Genomic DNA, 21,727 nt, shown 5'->3' on the forward strand with positions numbered 1-21,727 from the left:
CACCAGACCAAACCCTCCAAACACGAGATAAAATTCCCACGTTTGGAGCGCCACACCAGACCAAACCCTCCAAACACGAGATAAAATTCCCACGTTTGGAGCGCCACACCAGACCAAACCCTCCAAATGCGGGGAATCTGTCTAGCGTTTGGAGCGCTGCGAGACAAGCAACACCCAACCTCACAGCCATATAAACTAAAACAATACGAAAGAAAAAAGAAAACCCTGCCACCCGTCGATGGCAGGGTTTTTCAATACAACCTAGTTGTTGTGCGCCGAGCGAATAGCTTCGCGGTACACACGACCGCGGAAGGTTCCGCAGGATGGGCAAGCCATGTGTGGGAATGCCTCAGAACCGCAGTTCGGGCAAGTCACAGTCTGCACGGCAGACGCCTTCCAATTAGCGCGACGCGAATGCGTATTAGCACGCGAGGTCTTGTATTTAGGCAGTGCCATAGTTTTTCCTCTATTTCGTTCAAACGATTGAGCTTAAGCGTTCTGTATATTACAGCACGCACCGTACAATTGCGTAATTTGCTCGCAATCTAGCGCGACCGAAACTACTCACGCGAGTAAAATTAATGCCGTTTTTCAGCATTCTCAAGTTGCGCTTTTAATCCTTCCAAAGCCGCGAATCGAATATCAGTAACATCGTGATGATGCTCCGGATGCTCGTTAAGATTTTCGCCACACTGCGGGCAAAGTCCGCGGCAATCTGGCTCACACAACGGCTGCAAAGGCAACTCGCTTACCATCGTGTCGCGAATAAGCGCCTCAATATCAGCAAAATCGCCGCCACCAACCAGCGGATACACGTTTCCCGACTCGTCATTATCTTCCCAAATTTGAGATTCGTCTTCGTTAACATCTTTGCGGTTCTTGCGATTATCCGCATGTTGCGAGCGCTCATCTACATAAGGGAAGAAAACGCACACATCTACTTTCCAATCACGACGAAGCGGCATCAAACAGCGCGTGCACTCGGCGTGCACTGGAGCTGTAATACTTCCCTGGAACATTAGGCCGTCAACAACAGCATCAAAGTCACCATCAACATGCACATCGCTGCCTGGTTTTACACCAATAACGTAATCTCCAATGCCTTCCGGAGCTGGGAATACGCGGTGTAACGCCATGCTGCTACCAGCGCGCGCAGCCATTTGCGCTACTGGAATCGCCCATGGTGATTGGGAAGGATGCGAAGTCATTTAATCATTCCTTTCGTCTTCGTCGTTATTATCGTATAAAGATTCTTTAATCTCGTCTTGTGCTCGCTTTGCAGTCCTGCGTCGCTCTTCTAACACTCTGCGACCAGCTTGCACGTCTTGTTCCAACTTATCGAGCTGCGTCTTTAAGCCTTCCATAACATTAGCGCAATACTGATCTGCACCCTGGGTAAGCTTGTCTGACTTAGCTTGAGCAGTATCGAGAATATCGCGAGCTTTCTGCTTTGCCAAAGCCGTAACGTTTTCTTGACCTGCCAAGAATTGCGCACGCTCCTGAGCTTCTTCAATAATTTCTGCAGACTGCGACTGAGCAGAAGAAACAATGGAATTTGCTTGAGCTTGAGCCGTGCGCAAGCGTCGTTCCGCTTCACGCATTAATGCAGACGCGCGTTCCAACTGAACTGGAAGCATATCTTTCAAACGAGCTAACTGATCAACAAATTCGTCGCGATCAATTTTTACCATTCCAGCAGCAAATAACACATTTTTTGCTTCCGAAAGAGTTGTTTCCATGGAGTCAATAATGTCGTAAACAGTAGTAAATTCTGCACGACTCTTTGAACGTACTTCGTCACTTACTTTAGTTGTTTGCGCAGCTAAAGGAGCTTCATCTTCTTCAAAATCTATTGCACCGCCGTCTTCACGCTCTCGCAAATCCGGTAGAGGAAAAGCAGAAAATGCCGATGCTGCAGAAGCTTTTTTGCTACTTTTGTCTTTTTGACTTGCTTTATCTGCTGTAATGTCACGAACTTCATTCGCATCAGAAACATTTCCAACTGCTGCAACAGATGAAGTTTCTGTGTTGTCTGCATCTAAATCAACTAATAAATCACCTTTAGGAAGATTCTGCTCTTCAGATGCTGTTGTGTTTATAACCTCATCTTGTGCATCTTCTTCGTCGGCAAGAATAGGATGAAGCGGCAGTTTTGCATTATTTTCAGCGTGATTTTCCTCTGCTTGCTCGCTTGCGATGCTTGCTAATCCAGAGGTTTCACTGTTAAGTTCATCTTTATTTGTCATTTCTACTCTCCTGTCTCAATTGTTCAGCGTAACTGAATTATTGCTTTGATCTGAAGCTTGTTCAGCAAAAAGCTTTTGTAATAAGGGTATTACGTTATCTGGAACCATGCCAGTAACATTTCCTCCGTGACGCGCAACGTCTTTAACTACGGAGCTTGAAACATGCTCAAGTATTGGATCCGCCGGCAAGAAAAGCGTTTCAATTCCAGCTAATTTGCGATTCACTAAAGCCATTCCAAGCTCAGCTTCATAGTCGCCGTTTTGACGCAAGCCTTTGACGATTGCCGTTGCACCTACTTTTTTGCAATAGTCGGTAATTAAGCCTGTTGTTGAGGAGACAACTATTTTTCCTGCGTTATTGCAGGAGCACACATCAGCGCAATTATCAGCGCTAGTATCAGAGCAATTACTATGCGTATTACGCAAATTTTTCACAGCTTCTCGAATAATCTGCACACGCTCAGACTCTGAAAACAACGGTGTTTTTGCGGCGTTCACCGCAACAAGCACGTGTACTTCATCAAATAGATGCGTACAGCGTTGTATTACGTCTAAATGGCCGGCAGTGACTGGATCATACGAGCCGGGGCACACAGCTATAGTCATGCTTTTAGATTATCACCCACATAGCTCATAGTGAAACACATAGCACAATAGAGTGCGAAAGTTTTCGTGCATTTGTTGCAATAATGCTTTATGCTAGTTAATACTGACGCTTGATTAAATTAGATTAGATTTAGTCAGGCATGATTATAGAAAGGGATGCGCAATGCTTTCAACGTTATTAGCAGATAGCACACTTAATGCAATTATGGAAGCCGATTCGCAATCCTCTAATCCAGATTCCGGTTCAGGTACATCTACTTCCGTACTTGAGCGTCCGGAAGTAGATGAAGATGCTCGTTTAGACGACGGTGGGAATGCAGACCGATTTGCACACTACGTTTCTAAAGATCGCGTTGAAGAGTCGCGCTTAACAGGGCGACCGGTAGTCGCGTTATGCGGAAAAGTGTGGATTCCTCGCCACGAAGCAAACGACTATCCGGTATGCCCTGAGTGCAAGCGCATTTATGACGAAATGGGCAAGCTCAACTTCTAATAAGCAGCGCTACTAGTAAACGCTGCCGCTAAGCTGCTTTTTGCCAATGCGCAATTTATATTATAAAACGCGTACTTCAGTTGGGATTGCAGGGTCTCCGCGCATCAAACTTTGCGCAGCCAACGGCAATCGGCTCAAAGCAGAAGCGCAATAATCTTGAGCGCGCATAATCGCATCATGACCCATAAACTGTTCGTCAGCTTCACCGTCAACCATGTAATCAACCAGCAGATTCTCCCACGAATCCTCAGGCTTAAACTGAGCGAGCGCAACTTCCGAACCGGAAATCACGCGTTCGCAATCTGCCACACCGCAAGAATCGCTGCTGTAATCGTATGAACGATACGCCAATTTTCGCCCAGGCACAGTCGCCTTATTCTTAGACCTCTTAGCAACAGGCTGCATAACGCCATCTGCACCCTCGCGCTCAGTAAGCTTATAAACCATTGCGCAAGTTGGAGCGCCGGAGCCGGTTACAAGCATTGTGCCAATTCCATAAGAATCCACAGGAGCGGTTTGCAAGGAAGCCAAAGCATACTCGTCCAAATCGTTAGTAACTGTAATCTTCGTGTTTTTAGCACCCAACTCGTCGAGCTGATTTCTTACGCGACGAGCCAAAGCGCACAAATCTCCAGAATCAATACGAATTCCGCCAAGATCAGGGCCCGCAACTTCCACAGCTGTCTTTACAGCTTCCTCAATATTGTATGTGTCAACAAGAAGCGTAGTGCCCTTGCCAAGAGCGGCAATTTGAGAAGTAAAAGCGTCACGCTCGGTGTCGTGAACAAGAGTAAAGCAGTGAGCTGCGGTTCCAATTGCCTTCAATCCGTAAAGTTTTGCAGCCAACAAGTTTGCAGTTCCCTTAAAACCGCCAATAACCGCGGCTCTAGATGCAGCAACTGCAGAATATTCGTTTGTGCGACGGCCGCCCATATCCATGCAAGGACGACCTGCGGAGGCAGAAACCATACGAGCTGCGGCAGAAGCAACCGCGCAATCGTAATTAAGCACAGAAAGAAGCACAGTTTCAAGCAAAGTGCACTCACCAAAAGTGCCTTCTACCTGCAAAATTGGCGAATTCGGGAAGAACATCTCCCCTTCGCGATAACCGGAAATTTTACCGTGGAATCGGAAATTTTCCAGCCATTTAATAGTTTCGGCGCTAACAATTTTACGATCACTTAAGAAACGCAAATCATCTTCCGAAAGATGGAATTTTTGCAGCTCTTCCAAAATGCGACCCGTTCCGGCAACAACGCCGTAGCGACGACCCTGAGGCAAGTGGCGCGTAAAAATTTCAAAAACGCACTTGCGATTTGCAGTGCCGTCCTTAAGAGCAGCGTCAAGCATAGTGTATTCATACATGTCCGTCATAAGAGCAGATGAAATCTCAGCCATGATATTCCTTTCGTAACGAACAAAATAAAAACAGCTAGGTAATAGATAAGTAGTAGATATGAATCTAATTGGATTACTAAAGCTAAATCTAAAACCAAATCGCAATAATTGTATCGCTAACTAAAGAGCCGATGCACGAAATGCAACTTCTCAAAGTCACTCTGAGTATGAAGAAGCATTTATAATATCAATTATGCTTAATAAGACTTTGAACGAAGAGACAACAAAACTTAGTAAAGCCGCGGAAAACTTGCGCTTATACAACACTGCTTCACACAAAACAAGCGCGTTTAAGCCTGCAAAACCTGGGCAAGTTGGCATGTATGTTTGCGGCGCTACAGTGCAAAGCTCGCCGCATATTGGTCATATTCGCGCGGCAATTGCTTTTGACGTAGTACGCAGATGGATGCTGCGTTTAGGATACAAAGTTACGTTCGTTAGAAACGTCACAGATATTGACGACAAAATCATGAAAAAAGCCAGTGAAGCCGGGCAAACTTGGTGGGAACGCGCATATATTTACGAGCGCGAATTTACTGAAGCTTACAACACTTTGGGAGTTTTGCCGCCAACTGTTGAGCCGCGCGCTACCGGCCATATTACGGATATGGTTGAGCTGATTGAGCGCTTAATTGAGCGCGGTCACGCATATGTTATTAAAGACAGCGCCGGAAATCCTACTGGAAACGTCTATTTTGACGTGCCAAGCTGGGAGCATTACGGCGAGCTTACGCACCAAAATCAAAATAGTAATGAAATTGATGGTGACGAAGCTTCCGCAATTGCAGACGAAAAAGGCCCAAGTGTTGACTCAGCAGGAAACGATATTTACAATCCGACTGACCCTGCCGACGCATCCCCAGACAAGCACGATCCTAGAGATTTTGCGCTTTGGAAAGCACCTTGCGATTTCGACCAGCCGGATGCGCGCTGGAAAACGCATTTTGGAGAAGGACGACCTGGTTGGCATATTGAATGCTCGGCTATGAGCCACCGTTATCTTGGAGACGATTTTGATATTCACGGCGGCGGATTAGATTTGCGATTCCCTCACCACGAAAACGAGATGGCACAAACGCGTGCTGCAGGCTGGAAAAGCGCGAATGTGTGGATGCATTCCGCGTGGGTTACAGCCAAGGGTGAGAAAATGTCTAAATCTTTAGGAAATGGTCTCTCCGTACCAGTTGTTTTGGCGAATAATTCAGCTTGGGTTGTGCGTTACGCACTTGGAGCCGTGCAATACCGCGCAATGTTGGAATGGTCTGACCAGGCTTTAGTAGAAGCAAAATCTGCTTACGATCGCATTACAAACTTCCTTGAGCGAGCTGGCAGATTGCTTGAAAATACGCCAACTCGAGAAGAAGTGCAATCTGTAGATGCAGACTTGCTTCCGGAAGATTTTACGCGCGCAATGAACGACGATATTAACGTCTCTGGCGCAAACGCGGCAATCTTCACAGCAATACGTCAAGGTAACGCAATCCTTGACGACTGCGCACAAGCACAAAACAGTAGCACGCAAAAACTGCTATATACAGCCGTTTTACAAGTGCGCGCTATGCTAGACGCGCTTGGATTGGATCCTTATGCAGATCCTTGGACTTCTAACGCAAATAAATCTTCTGCAACCGGAGCAAACGGAGAAAGCAGTAAGGAATGCGCGGCTTTGGACGCTTTAATCGCTTTGCAGCTTCAGGCTAGAGCAGATGCTAGAAAGGCAAAAGATTTTTCTACAGCAGACGCAATTAGAGATGCACTGAATAACGCCGGAATCGTAATTGAAGACGGCGCTAAAGGATCTTCGTGGCATTTGCAGTAAGAAAGCAACCACACAGCTACACAACGTTAGTAACAGCGGGTAGAATAGGAAAATTATGGCAGCATTTAGTTCGTTAACAGACCGCCTTTCTAGTGCTTTCAAGCATTTGCGTAGTAAAGGCAAGCTTTCAGAATCGGATATTGACGGCACAATCCGCGAAATTCGCCGTGCGCTTCTTGACGCCGACGTTGCTCTCGAAGTTGTACGCTCCTTTACAGCGCAGATTCGCGAGCGCGCTCTTGGCGAAGAAGTGTCTCAAGCGCTTAATCCTGCTCAGCAAGTTGTGAAAATTGTTAACGACGAGTTGACTAAAGTGCTTGGCTCTGGAGTTGATAGGCCACTTAATTTTGCGAAATACCCGCCTACTGTGATTATGCTTGCGGGTTTGCAAGGCGCTGGTAAGACTACGCTTGCCGGAAAACTTGGCTACTGGCTTAAAGATTCCGGCCACACTCCTTTGCTTGTGGCCGCGGATTTGCAGCGTCCAAACGCAGTAACGCAGCTGCAGGTTGTTGGCGAGCGCGCTGGAGTTCCTGTTTTTGCGCCGGAAAAGGGCGTGCAAAATGGCGGAAACGCAATTTCTTTGCCATGGTTTACTAAAGGCGACCCTGTTAAAGTTGCACGCGATTCTATTGATTATGCGCGCGAAAAGATGTATGACACTGTGATTATTGATACCGCAGGTCGTTTGGGCGTTGATGAGGATTTGATGAAGCAGGCTCGCAATATTCGCGACGCTGTAAATCCTCAAGAAGTGCTGTTTGTTATTGACGCAATGATTGGTCAGGACGCTGTTCGCACGGCTCAGGCTTTTAACGACGGCGTAAACTTTACGGGCGTTGTGCTTTCTAAGCTCGATGGCGACGCTCGAGGCGGTGCTGCACTTTCGGTTGCAAGCGTTACCGGCAAGCCAATTTTGTTCGCTTCTACAGGCGAAGGTTTGAAGGATTTTGAGATTTTCCATCCGGATCGAATGGCTTCACGCATACTCGATATGGGCGATATTTTAACGCTTATTGAGCACGCTCAGAAGCAGTTCGACGAGGAAGAATCGCGTAAGGCTGCCGAAAAGATTGCTGAAGGAAGCTTTGGTTTAGACGACTTTTTGGAGCAGCTTCAGCAAGTTCGTAAGCTTGGTTCAATGAAGAAGCTTTTGGGAATGATGCCAGGAATGGCCGCTCACCGACAGGAGCTTGAACAGTTTGACGATAAGGAAATTGACCGCACTGAGGCAATTATTCGCTCTATGACTCCTCAAGAGCGTAGAGATACGAAGATTATTGATGGATCTCGCCGCGCTCGTATTGCGGCCGGTGCAGGCGTAAGCGTTTCTAAGGTTAACGCGCTTTTGCAGCGCTTTGAGCAGGCTGCCAAGATGATGAAGCGTATGAGTGGCGGCGCTGGAATGCCTGGAATGGGCGGTATTCCAGGATTTGGCGGCCCTGGCGGAAAGTCGAAGCGCAAGGATAAGAAGTCGAAGAAGAAGGGCGGAAAGTCCGGCAATCCAATGCGCCGCGAGGCTGAGGAGCGCGCGTTGCGCGAGCGACTTTCGGGAGAATCTTCCGGAAGCGGCAGTAACGACGTTGCTGGCTCCGCTTTCGCAAAGCAGCAGCCAAATCCGCAGAATCTTCCTGAAGGCTTACAAGAGCTTATGAATTCTGAAAATTCGAATCAAGATAATCAACTTCCACCTAACTTCGGCGGAGGATTAGCCGGATTATTTGGAAAATAAGCGATTACTCGTAAAAATAAGCGACTATTCGGAAGATGAGTTTTGTATTAGCGATTCTGTGGGTTATATTTGCGGCGCTTCTTTGCTGGCAGCTGCTTCGGTGGCTGCCTGCTGGCGCGGATAAATATAACCCACTTCCGTATATTATTGCGCTTCTTCCGCTTTCGACTTATGTTGTAGTGGCACTGCTTTTCTTTAGTATTTTCGCTACAGAATGGCAAGTGCTGTACGCATCTAAAAATCCGCAATCGTATAATTTCGCTCAAGCTTACACATATTTATGCATTGCTTACGCGGTACTATTTTTGATTTCACTTAAGTCGTATACGCCGTACTGGTTTGGAAGATTTAGAAGCGCGCGAAAACAAAAGCCGGAAGATTACCAGGAAATCCGCGTAATGACACTAAATTGCAGATACGGAAAAGCAAACGCATCTCAAATAATCGAAACTGCGAAAAAATACAACGTAAACACGTTACTTTTACAAGAATTAAGCGAATCCTTAGTAAAAAATCTTGAAAAACTAGGTATTTACGAAATTTTTCCAACTTCTTGCGTAGGTAGCAAAAGCGAGCACAATAACGGCGGATTCAACGCGATTTTTACACAATATTCCGCGATTTCTACTTGCAATAATGCCATAAAAATTGAAGCAGCAAGCGTGCCGAGCGTTACAACTTGCTTAGATTTTGGCGCGTCTACAAACGTTTTCGTAAACTTTGCTTCCGCACACCCAAAGTCACCTATGCGCGGGTGCAAAGCTTGGAGCGAGGGAATCTGCGCGCTAGCAAATCTTATAAAAACTTCAAAAAGTATAAAAAGTACTGAAAATACAAGCACTTCAGAGACTTGCGAATTATCTACTCTCACAATCCTTACAGGCGATCTTAATTCAGCAATCGACCACCCAAGTTTTCGTTCTCTTTTAAAATCCGGATTTTTAGACGCTTCTATTTGCCTTGGAAAGCGCCTAAAAACTTGGCCTACCTGGCTTAAATGGCCGAATCTTACTCTTGATCACGTTCTATTTTGCGCAAAAAACTTGCACGCCAAAGCAGTGTGGCAAAAAAACGCCGTAATAGACGGCACTGATCACCTTGCATACATCGCATCAATCGCCCTATATTCTCTGGAATAAAAACGTCCAAGCGCGCAGGCATAATGGATAAGTTATTCGCGTGAATCGGCGCCCTCTTCCCGACCACGTGAGGAACATGTGGAAGCTCGCAAGGAGTGCCCCACACCCGAACGAAATTCCGCGACTCTAGTTATAAGGAGAGCCATTTTGGCAACCAAGATTCGTCTTAAGCGACTCGGCAAGAAGTTCTATGCCTTCTACCGCGTGGTCATTTCTGATTCGCGCAACAAGCGCAACGGTCAGTCCATTGAAGAGATCGGCGTTTACGATCCAAACAAGCAGCCATCTATGATTCAGATTGATTCTGAGCGAGCACAGTACTGGCTTGGCGTTGGCGCACAGCCAACCGAACCAGTGTTGAAGCTCTTGAAGATCACCGGTGACTGGCAGAAGTTCAAGGGTCTTGACGGCGCTGAAGGTACTTTGAAGACTTCCGAAGCTGGCCCAGATGCACAGGCTCGCGTTGAGGCTGTTGAAGCTGAAGCTCAGAAGTTGAAGGCCGCTAAGTCTGAAGCCGCTGCAAAGGCAAAGGCCGCAGCAGAAGCTGCTGCAAACGAAGCTGAAGAAGCTCCAGCTGAAGCACCAGCAGAGGCCGCTGAAGCTGCCGAAGCCGAGGAAAAGGCTGAGTAATCATGCTGGCTCAAGCTGTGGAACATCTCATTAAAAACATCGTGGATTTTCCAGATGATGTGTCGGTGCGTTCTCACGAAAACGCTCGCGGCGAACTGCTGCGCGTGCGCGTGAATCCTGAAGACATTGGCCGTGTAATCGGCCGAAACGGTCGTACTGCTAATGCTATTCGCATTGTTGTGCAAGCTTTAAGCAATCACAATGTGCGCGTAGACATTATGGACGTACGTAAGTGAGATGAACGTGGCCTTAGACCAACAATCTTTTGACAACCCTCAGCAAAGTCGTAATGACCTGCTGAGGGTTTGTCGTATCGGCAAAGCCCAAGGTTTAAAAGGCGAAGTAACTGTACAAGTCTTTACCGACGAACCTTACGAACGTTTCGAGCCTGGAAACGTGTTATGCACTGCCGACGGCGAGCGCGAGTTTGTTATTGAGCGCGCACGAACTTTTAAAAATCGCTGGATTCTGCTGTTTGAAGAATCACAAAATCGCAACGACGCTGAAGCTCTTAATGGCTTGGAATTGTATGCGCCTGCAGAAGATTCGCAAGAACTTGCTGCCGAAAATGCTTGGTATATTAAGGATTTGGTCGGTTTACAAGCGCGGCTTTGCGAGGAAAATCAGCTGGGGCTGCCGGCTTGCACTATTGGAAAAGTTGTGGATGTGCTCGACGGTGCGCAATCTTTGCTAAAAATCCGCTTAAATAATCCGGTTGACGACGATAATAAGACTGCGCTTGTGCCATTTGTTGAGGCGCTTGTGCCGGAGGTTGACGTTGATGAAGGGTATTTGACTATTGACCCTCCAGGCGGCTTAATTCCAGGGCTTTCGTAGTTTCCGTAGTTTCCGTAGTAGAGTGCATTATGATGGACATCGATATTGTTTCAGTATTTCCCGAGTATTTTCAAATGCTCGATTTAAGTCTGCTTGGCAAGGCGCAAAATAACGGCCTTCTGCAGATTCGCGCACACAATTTGCGAAAGTGGACTCACGATGTGCATCAGTCAGTTGACGATACTCCTGTTGGCGGCGGAGCCGGGATGGTTATGAAGCCGGAAGTTTGGGCTGAATGCTTAGACGAGCTGCTGAATTTGCCGAATCAGAAAAATGCGCAGGATTCGCAAGATACGCAAGATTTACCAATTCTTATTTTCCCAAACCCTTCTGCCCCACTATTTACGCAAAAAGATGCAACGGAATTAAGTCACGCTAATCATTTGCTATTTGGATGCGGCCGCTACGAAGGCTACGACGCTAGAATTCCGGAATATTACCGCGCAAAAGGCATCGACGTGCGCGAATATTCGATTGGTGACTACGTGCTTAACGGCGGCGAAGTGGCAGTAAGCGTTATGCTTGAGGCGATTACGCGCCTAATTCCTGGGTTTATGGGAAATCCTGAGTCGATTGTTGAAGAGTCTTATACTGGTGCGGATGCACTGTTGGAGCATCATCAGTACACGCGGCCGACTACTTGGCGCGGTATAAGCGTTCCGGAAGTGCTGACTTCTGGAAATCATGCGAAGGTAGACAGATTCCGCCGAGACGAAGCGATTTCGCGTACTAGCGAGATTCGACCGGATTTAATTGAGCGACTTGACTGCCGCGCGCTAGATAAAGCGGATCGAAAAACGCTGATGGCTCTCGGCTGGGAAGTTTCCGGCGAGCACCCTCGCAAAACCTTATGAAAAATAAGATTAGTCGCGAGAAGGCTGAATAAACAGCACAGCAGTTTCGCCGTAATTGCGCGTGTCAAACAGCTCCCAACCCTCAGGAACCGCCGGAGCGACGCTACGCGCGCTGCGTTCAAGCACAATCAGCGTGTCTGCCGCAACACTAGCAACGCCACTAGTAATCATCGAAGCCAATAAACTTTCACAATCCGAAGTTTCGTAAGCATAAGGCGGATCAATAAAAATCAGCTCGAACGCTTCCCCACTATAATCTGCAACGAACTGCTCCGCGCGCTTTCGAATCACCCTCATAGAAAGCGCAGAATCCCAAGATTTTGAACTCTGCAAGGTCTTCGCCGTACGAAGTATAAGAGACGCAGCCTGAGCGTTCGCTTCAACCGAAACCAGCTCGCGCGCGCCTCTAGATAGTGCCTCAACTCCTAACGCACCTGTGCCGGCGAATAAATCAAGAACGCGAGCATTGTGCATAACATCCCACGAATCAAGCCTAGAAAATATGGCTTCTTTCGTGCGATCTGTGGTCGGCCGTGTGCAAGATTGCGCCGAAGTAAGTGGCAAAGATTTGAAACGTCCCGCAATAATATGCATACTTCTAGCTTAGCTGTAACCTCAAAAGGAAACAAATGCCGCGCATTTTCCTGCAAATGTTCCTGTAGCTTTGCAGTATTGCTCTGCTTACGTTAAGTATTTATTGCTTAAAGAACACTAGCATCATTGCTACTGCACACATCACACCAGGCACATATACCACACACCAACCCACAGTTTGTTTTGCGACTTTAGTGTACGAATACCAGCGCGGTGAGATTTGAGATTTTTCGCACTGAGCGAGGCAACGTTGATTCCTGTTGATTAGCGAACATTAGCATTATTGCTGCAGCGCACACTACGCCAAGCACTCTTCCTACCACACCAAAAACAACGGTGTGTGAATTTACGAGTGAGAGATAGGAATTGCTTGATCGAGCAATATAAAAGCGGAGCGATAGTAATATCTTTTTGATAAATAACTATTTTTGAAAGAAAGTAAGTAAAAAACTAAACTTAACTATGCAACCTTTAAGTCTAAATAAGGTATAAGAGCGTAGCGCTGCGAGACAAGTAATTCCTATCTCTCACAGCCACATCTCATAACCACCGTAAACACGCACGCAAACACAAATTTTCTAGCCTCGTCAAAACCAGAGAACAAAATCAGTTACAAAACTCATAGACGAAAGCCAAGAATAACGAAAATAAACTCGCGCCACAGTCTAATAGCTCAGAAAGTCGTCACGCAACAACAAACGCCGGAGAAAATTCCCCGGCGTTTGCAGTCAAAAACAACACTACTTAACTTACTTATTTACTTCTTCAGGATTCGGGATTAAGAAGGAGCAAGCAAACGCAAGTGCAAGCAACACAATGCCCGCAACCATAGAAGCCATGTATCCGCCTGTTGCACCATTAGTTCCTGCAACATTTGTCATCACAGCGTAAAGAATTGCAAAGCTCAAGCCAGCACCCAAGTTAAACGCTCCAGCATTCATGCCTGGCAAGTAGCCTGGATTATCTTTTGGAGAAAGCACAATACCAAGTCCGTTAAGCATAATGTTGGAAATACCAGCGTAGCTTACGCCCATAGCGAGCGAAAGCACTACAAGAGCCCACACAGAAGGAACTCCAGCAACATAAATGCCAAAAAGCACACCAACCATGCTCAACAAAATTCCCACGCGAAGCACCAAACGGTATCCAAACTTTGCGGCCAAAATACCGGCAATAGGTCCGAACAGGAATCCAATAATTGCGTAAGGTGTAAGCGTTGCAAAGCTCACAACATCAGCACCCAAATGCGCACCAGCCTTCGCATCCTGCGCAAGCTGCGGCACAACGCCGTTCATCAAAGCGAATACGCCAGTCATCGTCAAAAGCGTGCAAGAAAGAAGACCCCACGTACGACGCTGCTTCATGTAATGCGTAGAAACAAGCGGAGCTGCACTATTGCCCTCAATCTTCCAGAACACAACGAAGAACACAACAGCCACAACCACAAGTCCTGCAATCATAGTCAAGTTTGCGGAAGCAAGCTTATCAATCTCATTAATTGCAAGATATGCTGCCAAGAACGCAATACCAAGAGTTATAACGCCCAGCCAGTCCATTCGCGGCGTTTCTTCAGCGTGAGATTCATCCGCAGCAAGCACAACCATAACAACTGCAACAACAGCAATACCGGCCATGGTCCAGAATACGGAACGGAATCCATAATTGCCAGCAAGCCATCCGCCAAGAAGGGCGTCAACGCCTGCAATACCGCCGTTTACAGAAGTTAAGATTGCCATCAATCTTGCGTAACGCTTTTCTTCAGCAACGCGAACGCGCAGCATAATCAAGCACATTGGAACCACAGGGCCAGACGCACCTTGCAAAATACGGCCAATCATCAAAATGTTAACGTCTGGAGCAAGAGCTGAAACAACGCAGCCTAAAATCGTAGAAATTAAAATGCCAATAAGCACCTTCTTACGACCAACTAGATCAGCTAATCGCGGCAAAAACAGCGAGAACAAAGCTGCTGCAGTGAAGAATACCGTTTGAGTTAAGCCGATTTGCGTATCGGTTGTGTGAAGCTCTTTTGTCATCGTTGCCAATGCTGGAGACAGCATTGAAGCGTTGAGCTGGAATGCAAAAATTGCCACAAGAAGCGCAGTCATTAGCGCTACGATTGAGCGGCCGCCTTTATCTAACATGGAAGGCGCTGGAGATGAAACCTCAGTCATAATAACCTCGTATCAGTATTTGATAATACTTGAAAAATATCCGCAATAATTTTAGTACAATTAGCCAATACGCTTAAGCGCGTCGACAATCAAATCCCAGAATTTATTGAAATCAAGCTTCGTAGCAACCTGAGTATGGCACTCGTCAGCCGAAGGCTCAGGTCCGCGCAAATCCGCAACTGTCATACCAAGCGTCAAATCACCCTTAATTTCAACGTCAAGCGGGCAGCGACGAGTTTGAACAACACTGTGGTCAATCAAATACGCAATAGTGCAAGGATCGTGCACAGGCGGATCAATAAAGTCCTGATTATTCTGGTATGCCTTGCGGAAGAAGTCCATCAAACCGCTGGCAAACGCGGCAAGAGGCGTGCCGACTGCGTCAATCTTTGCTTGAGCTTCCGGCGTGCAAAGAGCCTGATGAGTTAAATCAAGGCCAACCATTGTAATAGGCCATGCCTCATTAAACACAACGTGTGCAGCTTCCGGATCCGTCTTAATATTAAACTCTGCAACCGCGCTCCAATTTCCAACGTGGTAGCCGCCGCCCATAAGCACGACTTCCTTAACGCGGCTAACAATTCTAGGCTCCATGCGCACAGCCATAGCAATATTCGTAAGCGGGCCGGTTGGAACGAGAGTAATTGTGCCTGGCTCGTGGCTCATAATCGTGTCAACGATCCAATTTACAGCGTGGCCTTCGTCCAATGGGCGCGTCGGTTCCGGAAGAGTTACGCCGTCCAAGCCAGTTTCGCCGTGGACTGCAGCCGCAACTTCCAGCGGACGAATCATAGGGCGATCGCAGCCTGCGTGCACAGGAATATTAGTAGCATGCGCCATTTCCAGCGTTGCGCGCGCATTATACGTGACTTTTTCGAGACTTTGGTTGCCGCCAACAGTTGTTACGCCAATCAAATCGATATTCGGATTGCCAAGTGCTAACAAAATAGCCATGGCATCATCATGACCAGGATCGCAATCCAGGATTATGGAAGTCATTATTACTCCTTTGTAAACTGATTCATTTTTTCAAGTGCGACACTATAAGTCACATAACATTTGTCTATACGCGTAAACAAATGACCAAGAATAAGTATAGTAGGACAACGCTTTATTGCAATAAAATTTCTACACAATACAAAAGTGACATAAACTACTCACAGCTGAGTCGTTTCTGTCGGGATCGCAAGAAATCTGACGCAAACGGCATGAAAAAAGGGCTTCTAGCGATTTACTAGAAGCCCTGCTTGCGGATGAGGCGAGATTCGAACTCGCGGTAGGTTTCCCTACAACGGTTTTCAAGACCGTCTCCTTAGACCGCTCGGACACCCATCCAATCTGTGCGCAAACGCAACTAATACGCTCTTAACGCACAGGGGTTAAGCATATCATTACGCGTGGAACGCGACTCTCACGCTTCCCACTTCGTAGGTTCAATAACTTCCTTACCGCCCATATAAGCCTGCATTGCCTTTGGAATATCAATCGAACCATCTTCATGCTGATGATTTTCCAAAATAGCCACAAGCCAGCGCGTAGTAGCCAAAGTGCCGTTCAAAGTGCTTACTGGACGAGTTCCGCCATCTTCCATGCGTTCGCGCACATTCAAGCGACGAGCCTGATACTCGGTGCAGTTAGAAGTAGAAGTAAGCTCACGGTAGCGACCCTGCGTTGGAACCCAAGCTTCGCAATCAAACTTGCGAGCCGCAGAAGAACCAAGATCGCCTGCAGCAGTATCAATAATGCGGTAAGGCACTTCCACCTTAGCCAGCATTTCCTGCTCCATGCCGAGCAACTTTTGATGCTCAGCGCGAGAATCTTCCTGCTTGCAGTAAACGAACATCTCGACCTTGTCGAATTGATGCACGCGAATAATTCCGGAAGTATCCTTACCAGCAGCGCCAGCCTCACGACGATAGCAGCTAGACCAGCCGCAGTAACGCAAAGCGCCGTTGCTTAAGTCAAGAATCTCATCCTCATGCATACCAGCCAAAGCAACTTCAGAAGTACCAACCAAATACTGATCATCTGGCTCGCGAAGGCGGTAAATCTCGTCCGCGTGAGAATTCAAGAAGCCAGTTCCGCGCATAACTTCCGGACGCACAAGCGTTGGAGTAATCGCAAGCGTAAAACCGTGCTCTTCTGCTTGGTCTACAGCCATAGTGAGCATTGCGATTTGCAAGCGAGCCACAGCGCCACGCAAGAAGTAGAAGCGAGAGCCTGCAACCTTTACACCGCGACGCATATCAATTCCAGCAACGCCGGTTCCAAGAGTTAAATGATCCTTTGGCTCGAAACCTTCAGCCGCAAAATCGCGAGGCGTACCAACCTTCTTAACGACCACGTAGTCGTCTTCGCCGCCTTCTGGAGCCTCATCTTCAACGATGTTAGAAAGCTTCCACATTGCGGTTGTGTAGTCGGCAGTAGCTTTTTCGGATTCAACCTTATACTCAGCCACCTTTTGAGCCAATTCCTTAGTTTCTGCAATAAGCGCGGCTTTTTCTTCCGCAGGAGCAGAAGCAACCTTCTTACCAATCGCCTTCTGCTCAGCGCGAGCAGCTTCAAAAGCCTTAAGAGCATCACGGCGCAAATCGTCATTGCGCAACACTTCATCAACGAGTTCAACGGACTCACCACGCTTGCGCTGCGATTCCTTAACTACGTCTGCATGTTCACGAATAAATTGAATATCAAGCATGCACTCTAGCCTAGTGCCGCAAGGCGACAGATAAATATACAGGCAAGTATGCAGATAAATATACAGATAAGTATGCAATAAATACATGGGGTATACTTATATAAACAGACTAAAGATAGGAGAAAAAATGGCAGTTATTCACGCAAGCCAGGAAGATTTTATGTCTATTATTAAGTCTAACGAAATCGTTTTCGTTGACTTTTGGGCAACATGGTGCGGTCCGTGCCGTTCATTTGGTCCAATTTTTGAATCTGTAAGCAATAATCATCCAGATATTGCTTTTGTTAAAATCGACATTGACGAAAATCAGCAAATAGCAGAAGAAGCAGAAATCCATTCTATTCCAACTATTCAGGTCATAAAAAATGGTGGATTGGTTTGGAATCACCAAGGTGCTATAACTGCTAACGAATTAGAGTTGGTAGTTTCAAAAGCAAAAGAACTTGTAACGGACGACGATTCAGAAGACTGAAATTAATAAACGTTGAAATAGCGCCCTTCTCTTTACGTGCTACTAGAATATTAATAACTTTGGTTATTTGCCAACTTGGTTATTCGCAGTCAAGCTCTCGATTGTGCTATTTATTTTGATTGCGTTTACTCAACAAAGGGAGATTTATGGCCACCAGTCACCGCAAGCATACCGTTACGCTTAGTTCGCTCAGTTTACGTCAGTGGGCTAAGTTTGGTGCGATTATTGTGAGCTCCGTATCTTTGGTGGCACTCGGCTTTACTTCTCGCGGCTTTTACACTTCATCTAAAGAGCACGCAGCACCTGTCACTTCGTATTCTGCAACTGATTCCACGCAAGTTTCTCGTGGCGCTGCTCGAGATGTTTTCACTAAAAGCGCAACTTCATATATAAACGTTGTTATAAACGGACATCATCGCACGATTTTAGGCACTAATTTTACCGACGTAAAATCAGTTTTAGACGCTGGCGATATTACTCTTGAGCCGCACGATGTTGTAACGCCTTCACTTAACACAAAAGTTGACGAATCAACCGTTATTACAATCAATCGCGCCGGAGCAAAGCTCGAAACTTCCGACGATCCGATTGCTTTTAACGTTGTGAAAAAAGAAACAGCAGCTCTTCCAAAAGGTACTGAAAAAGTGCAAAGCCAGGGCGCTGACGGCGTTATGGAAACAGCAAAAATAGTTACGCGCACAAAAGGTAAAGTTGTTTCTTCCAACGTTTTTGCTTCCTACGTAAAGAAAGCTCCAAAAGACAAGGTTATTCTTGTTGGAACTGGTGGCGCTTCGGCAAATCTTGGATTAGCTGCTTCTATTGGAACTACAGTTCCAGCTGGCGAAATGCAGCAATGGGCTCACGACTGGCTTATTTCCAACGGTTATAGCGAAGCAGACTTTACAGCTACAGTGTTCATTATTTCTCATGAATCAGGCTGGAGAGTAAATGCTATGAATCCTTCTGGAGCTTACGGCTTGCCTCAAGCTTTGCCGGGCGGAAAGATGGCTTCTGCGGGTGCTGACTGGGCCACGAATTACCAGACTCAGCTTCGCTGGTTCTGGAATTACTGCAACGGCCGCTACGGTTCTATTCAGGGAGCTTATCAGCACTGGCTTTCCTACCGCAGCTACTGATTTAAGCAATTTTAATTTTTAAATATAATTTGCGCTAAAACAAGTAGGTTCCGCAAGCCGGTTCCGCAAGGCAGTTCATTACGCTGACTACGCACGCTGACTACGTACTCTTGTTTAGCGCGTTGATTTTACACGTTGATTTTACACGCTTTCTAGCTTTAGAACAGAAAAGGATCTTATTGTGGCAATAGCAAATTGGCTATCTTCTGAAAGCCGTAATCTCAGCCATGCTTTGGCAGGAGAAGAAGCATACCGCAATAATCGTCTTACTAAACCTGCACTAATTTCCCTTGCAATTCTTACGTTTATTACCTTCATAGGCAATTTTGCGCAACTGCAACTTACGGCAGCTCTTCCAACGATCGTGCAAGAATTTGGCATAAGTGTTACAACAGGCCAGTGGCTAACCTCTATTTTCCAGCTGATTATGGCAATTATGGTGCCACTTACAGCGTTCTTAACTCGCCGCTTTTCAACGCGTCAAATTGTTATTACTTCCATGCTTCTTTTTACAATCGGCTCAGTTCTTGCGTGGCTAAGTAACGATTTTATGATGGCACTTATTGGCCGCGCTCTCGAAGCGATTGGCACTGGCGTAATGTGGCCTGTTTTGCAAATAACCGTCTTCTCCGTATTCCCTGTTACTAGACGCGGCATGGCTATGGGTAGTGTCGGTATGGCAATGAGCATTGCTCCAGCAATCGGCCCTACTATTGGCGGATTGCAAACTGATATTAACGGATGGCGATCAATCTTCTGCTCTCTTACAATTATCGGCGTAATTTCCGTGATTTTATCGCTTCTTTTCCTGCATAATTTTGGCGAACACGACCCTAACGCTCACGCCGACTTCTTCTCGGTTGGTCTTTCGATTATTGGTTTTGGCGGACTTATGTTCGGCTTCACTAATATTGAAGGATGCGGAATTACACACCCACTTTCTTGGGTTCCTATGCTTGTTGGAGCTTTGGGAATTGCGTGGTTTGTTATAAGACAGTTGCGAGCGCAAAAGCGCGGTCACACTCCCCTTCTTGGACTTAGCGTACTTAAAAACCGCTACTTTATGATCGGCACAATTTGCGCATGCTTAACTTTCTTCGCTTTTAGCTCGATTATGGTGCTTATTCCGCTTTATATTCAGTCCGACCGCGGTTTTTCTGCCACTATGAGCGGTCTGATTCTACTTCCGGGCGCTTTTGGAATGGCGATTTCGCAGTATTTTGGCGGACGCATGCTGGATCGTTTTGGAGTTAGACCAGTTGCAATGGCAGGCTCTATTATTCTGCTTTTTGGCACTGTAATGATGAGTCTTATTGACATGAATACTTGGATTTGGTGGATTTCTATTTGGCAATTCACTCGCCAAATTGGTATGGGATTCTTGCTTATGCCAATAACAACCTGGTCGCTTAATTGCTTGAAACCCGAAGAGCTTGGCGATGGATCGGCTGTAACTAATACTATGCGTCAGCTTTGGGGTGCGATTGGCGCTCCTGTGCTGGTAGTTACAATGACGGTTCTAACAACGTGGCATCATACCGTTACTGGAAGCGGTCACGCAGCAGATGTTGCTGCCAGTATTTTTGGCGTGCAGTGGACGCTACGCATTAGCGCGATTATTACCGCTGTTATGGCACTACTGGTCATTTTTGGTGTTAAAGGTGAAGGAGCAGGATCGGCTCATAATCTTGCACGCAGGGCGATTAATCGAATGCGCGTAATGCATATTCCTCACGCAACAGAGCACCACGATGTTATGCACGATCACACGCATCATCAATACTAAATAGCGTGCAACTAAATAGCGTGCAGGCGGCCAAAACTACTCAGCGTTGCGCTGTTTATGTCGACTTTCGTTTTAAGCACAGCATTTACTGCACAAATCCAAGATGATGCTGAGTCGCACCAGCGTCTTCGTTATCAAACTCCCCCGCATCTGCAGCATCAACTAACGCGAGCGCAGCATCCGCAAGATCCGGACGCAGAGCATCCAACCAATGAATGCGCGCATCTCGCCCAAACCAGCCCATCTGCTTTCGCGCAAGCCTACGAGTCTTCTGTGCAATATCCTCAAAAGCCTCATCCTCGCTCCACACGCCATCCAAATAATCCATAATCTGCTGGTAGCCGAGAGCACGAGCTGCAGTCACACCTAATCTACCGCGAATTGCGCGCACTTCGTTCACAAACCCCTGTTCTCGCATCAGCTGTGTACGCAAATCCACGCGCTTGTCTAAATCCTCGCGCTTTAAATCTAAACCAATTTGCAGGCAATCAATCACGTATTTATAGCGCGGAAGCGTTGCAGAATAAGGCTTTCCGGTAAGCTCAATCACTTCAAGCGCACGAATAGTACGTCGCGGATTGCGCGCATCCATATGAGCCGCGGCAACAGGATCCTTCTTTTGCAACTCATCAAACAGCGCACCCGCACCCTCTTTGCGCTCGCGCTCTTCTAAAGCTGCACGAATAGACGCATCCGTACCAGGGAATGTAATATCATCCACTGCAGCACGCGCATACAATCCCGAACCGCCAACTAAAATCGGTCTCACACCGCGCGACTGCAGCTCACGAATGCACTTTTGCGCAAGATCTTGAAAGCGCGCGACTGTCATAGTTTCCTCTGGATCGATAATATCCAGCAAATGATGCGGCACTTCCGCCTGCTCTTGAGTGCTCGCCTTCGCCGTACCAATATCCATGTAACGGTACATTTGATACGCATCTGCATTGATGATTTCCGCGCGCACGCCGCGTTCAGCTAGTTTTTTTGCCAGCGCAATACCAAGACCCGTTTTGCCGGAAGCTGTAGGTCCTACGATTGAAATCACTTTCGGCACGTGATTTTGCTTATTTTCCGCCACGTCACGCTCCTCAACTTACGCGCATACAAATC

21 protein-coding genes and 1 tRNA gene are annotated in these 21,727 nt (G+C 46.9%); 11 read left to right on the forward strand and 11 right to left on the reverse strand.

Annotated features, from left to right (window positions below):
- Nucleotides 1-261 precede the first annotated feature (261 nt).
- From rpmF to coaD, 4 genes are all read right to left on the reverse strand, one after another.
- Nucleotides 262-456, reverse strand: a complete 195-nt coding sequence (gene rpmF / locus ACLD5M_RS01895) for a 50S ribosomal protein L32 (protein WP_004127492.1) — start codon at nt 454-456, stop codon at nt 262-264.
- A gap of 122 nt (nt 457-578) precedes the next feature.
- Entirely contained in the window at nt 579-1,208 is a 630-nt protein-coding gene (locus tag ACLD5M_RS01900; protein WP_410314460.1) for a YceD family protein, read from the reverse strand.
- Nucleotides 1,209-2,246 (reverse strand): hypothetical protein, encoded by a 1,038-nt coding sequence (locus ACLD5M_RS01905; RefSeq protein ID WP_410314461.1) that lies wholly within the window; start codon nt 2,244-2,246, stop codon nt 1,209-1,211.
- A 15-nt stretch (nt 2,247-2,261) separates the two neighbouring features.
- Nucleotides 2,262-2,852 carry a pantetheine-phosphate adenylyltransferase gene (gene coaD, locus ACLD5M_RS01910; protein ID WP_019260472.1) on the reverse strand — a complete coding sequence of 197 codons (591 nt, stop codon included), beginning with the start codon at nt 2,850-2,852 and terminating at the stop codon, nt 2,262-2,264.
- Between the two features lie 163 nt (nt 2,853-3,015).
- Here coaD and ACLD5M_RS01915 point away from each other — a divergent pair, with 163 nt between their 5' ends.
- A complete protein-coding gene (locus ACLD5M_RS01915; RefSeq protein ID WP_004135497.1) occupies nt 3,016-3,345 on the forward strand; it encodes a DUF3039 domain-containing protein in 330 nt (109 codons plus the stop codon).
- Between the two features lie 60 nt (nt 3,346-3,405).
- On the opposite strand, the gene ACLD5M_RS01920 is transcribed toward ACLD5M_RS01915, so the two are convergent.
- On the reverse strand, nt 3,406-4,743 hold the full coding sequence (locus tag ACLD5M_RS01920) for a nicotinate phosphoribosyltransferase (RefSeq protein ID WP_019260471.1): 1,338 nt from the start codon (nt 4,741-4,743) through the stop codon (nt 3,406-3,408).
- Nucleotides 4,744-4,936: 193 nt separating this feature from the next.
- On the opposite strand from ACLD5M_RS01920, the gene cysS reads away from it, so the two are divergent.
- The 7 genes from cysS to trmD all read left to right on the forward strand — a co-directional run bounded on the left by cysS (nt 4,937) and on the right by trmD (nt 11,754).
- Nucleotides 4,937-6,562 (forward strand): cysteine--tRNA ligase, encoded by a 1,626-nt coding sequence (gene cysS / locus ACLD5M_RS01925; protein ID WP_410314462.1) that lies wholly within the window; start codon nt 4,937-4,939, stop codon nt 6,560-6,562.
- A gap of 55 nt (nt 6,563-6,617) precedes the next feature.
- On the forward strand, nt 6,618-8,294 hold the full coding sequence (gene ffh, locus ACLD5M_RS01930) for a signal recognition particle protein (RefSeq protein WP_410314463.1): 1,677 nt from the start codon (nt 6,618-6,620) through the stop codon (nt 8,292-8,294).
- A gap of 35 nt (nt 8,295-8,329) precedes the next feature.
- Complete coding sequence (locus ACLD5M_RS01935) at nt 8,330-9,433, forward strand: endonuclease/exonuclease/phosphatase family protein (protein WP_410314464.1); 1,104 nt, start codon at nt 8,330-8,332, stop codon at nt 9,431-9,433.
- Nucleotides 9,434-9,580: 147 nt separating this feature from the next.
- On the forward strand, nt 9,581-10,063 hold the full coding sequence (gene rpsP, locus ACLD5M_RS01940) for a 30S ribosomal protein S16 (RefSeq protein WP_004135488.1): 483 nt from the start codon (nt 9,581-9,583) through the stop codon (nt 10,061-10,063).
- A 2-nt stretch (nt 10,064-10,065) separates the two neighbouring features.
- The gene (locus tag ACLD5M_RS01945; RefSeq protein WP_004105376.1) at nt 10,066-10,299 is read left to right on the forward strand and encodes an RNA-binding protein; all 234 of its coding nucleotides are present in this window, start codon (nt 10,066-10,068) and stop codon (nt 10,297-10,299) included.
- Nucleotide 10,300: 1 nt separating this feature from the next.
- Nucleotides 10,301-10,900, forward strand: coding sequence for a ribosome maturation factor RimM (gene rimM / locus ACLD5M_RS01950; protein WP_032837919.1), 600 nt, complete (start codon nt 10,301-10,303; stop codon nt 10,898-10,900).
- 32 nt (nt 10,901-10,932) lie between these two features.
- Nucleotides 10,933-11,754 (forward strand): tRNA (guanosine(37)-N1)-methyltransferase TrmD, encoded by an 822-nt coding sequence (gene trmD, locus ACLD5M_RS01955; protein ID WP_004135485.1) that lies wholly within the window; start codon nt 10,933-10,935, stop codon nt 11,752-11,754.
- A gap of 9 nt (nt 11,755-11,763) precedes the next feature.
- On the opposite strand, the gene rsmD is transcribed toward trmD, so the two are convergent.
- The 5 genes from rsmD to serS form a co-directional block, all read right to left on the reverse strand.
- Nucleotides 11,764-12,348, reverse strand: a complete 585-nt coding sequence (rsmD, locus tag ACLD5M_RS01960) for a 16S rRNA (guanine(966)-N(2))-methyltransferase RsmD (RefSeq protein WP_004135484.1) — start codon at nt 12,346-12,348, stop codon at nt 11,764-11,766.
- Between the two features lie 749 nt (nt 12,349-13,097).
- Nucleotides 13,098-14,522, reverse strand: a complete 1,425-nt coding sequence (locus ACLD5M_RS01965; protein ID WP_004135483.1) for an MFS transporter — start codon at nt 14,520-14,522, stop codon at nt 13,098-13,100.
- A 60-nt stretch (nt 14,523-14,582) separates the two neighbouring features.
- Nucleotides 14,583-15,521 (reverse strand): nucleoside hydrolase, encoded by a 939-nt coding sequence (locus ACLD5M_RS01970; protein WP_004135482.1) that lies wholly within the window; start codon nt 15,519-15,521, stop codon nt 14,583-14,585.
- A gap of 251 nt (nt 15,522-15,772) precedes the next feature.
- Nucleotides 15,773-15,857 (reverse strand) — tRNA-Ser (locus ACLD5M_RS01975).
- A 76-nt stretch (nt 15,858-15,933) separates the two neighbouring features.
- Nucleotides 15,934-17,220 carry a serine--tRNA ligase gene (gene serS, locus ACLD5M_RS01980; protein WP_004127549.1) on the reverse strand — a complete coding sequence of 429 codons (1,287 nt, stop codon included), beginning with the start codon at nt 17,218-17,220 and terminating at the stop codon, nt 15,934-15,936.
- 127 nt (nt 17,221-17,347) lie between these two features.
- On the opposite strand from serS, the gene trxA reads away from it, so the two are divergent.
- The 3 genes from trxA to ACLD5M_RS01995 all read left to right on the forward strand — a co-directional run bounded on the left by trxA (nt 17,348) and on the right by ACLD5M_RS01995 (nt 20,614).
- Complete coding sequence (trxA, locus tag ACLD5M_RS01985; protein WP_004127552.1) at nt 17,348-17,692, forward strand: thioredoxin; 345 nt, start codon at nt 17,348-17,350, stop codon at nt 17,690-17,692.
- A gap of 146 nt (nt 17,693-17,838) precedes the next feature.
- Nucleotides 17,839-18,828 (forward strand): G5 domain-containing protein, encoded by a 990-nt coding sequence (locus ACLD5M_RS01990; protein WP_004136863.1) that lies wholly within the window; start codon nt 17,839-17,841, stop codon nt 18,826-18,828.
- Between the two features lie 181 nt (nt 18,829-19,009).
- Entirely contained in the window at nt 19,010-20,614 is a 1,605-nt protein-coding gene (locus ACLD5M_RS01995; protein ID WP_410314465.1) for an MDR family MFS transporter, read from the forward strand.
- Between the two features lie 85 nt (nt 20,615-20,699).
- Here the strand turns inward: ACLD5M_RS01995 and miaA are convergent, their stop codons facing one another.
- Nucleotides 20,700-21,695, reverse strand: coding sequence for a tRNA (adenosine(37)-N6)-dimethylallyltransferase MiaA (gene miaA, locus ACLD5M_RS02000; RefSeq protein ID WP_004135474.1), 996 nt, complete (start codon nt 21,693-21,695; stop codon nt 20,700-20,702).
- Nucleotides 21,696-21,727: the final 32 nt, after the last annotated feature.

Source organism: Gardnerella sp. Marseille-Q9185 (assembly GCF_046508745.1).
GTDB lineage: Bacteria > Actinomycetota > Actinomycetes > Actinomycetales > Bifidobacteriaceae > Bifidobacterium > Bifidobacterium greenwoodii.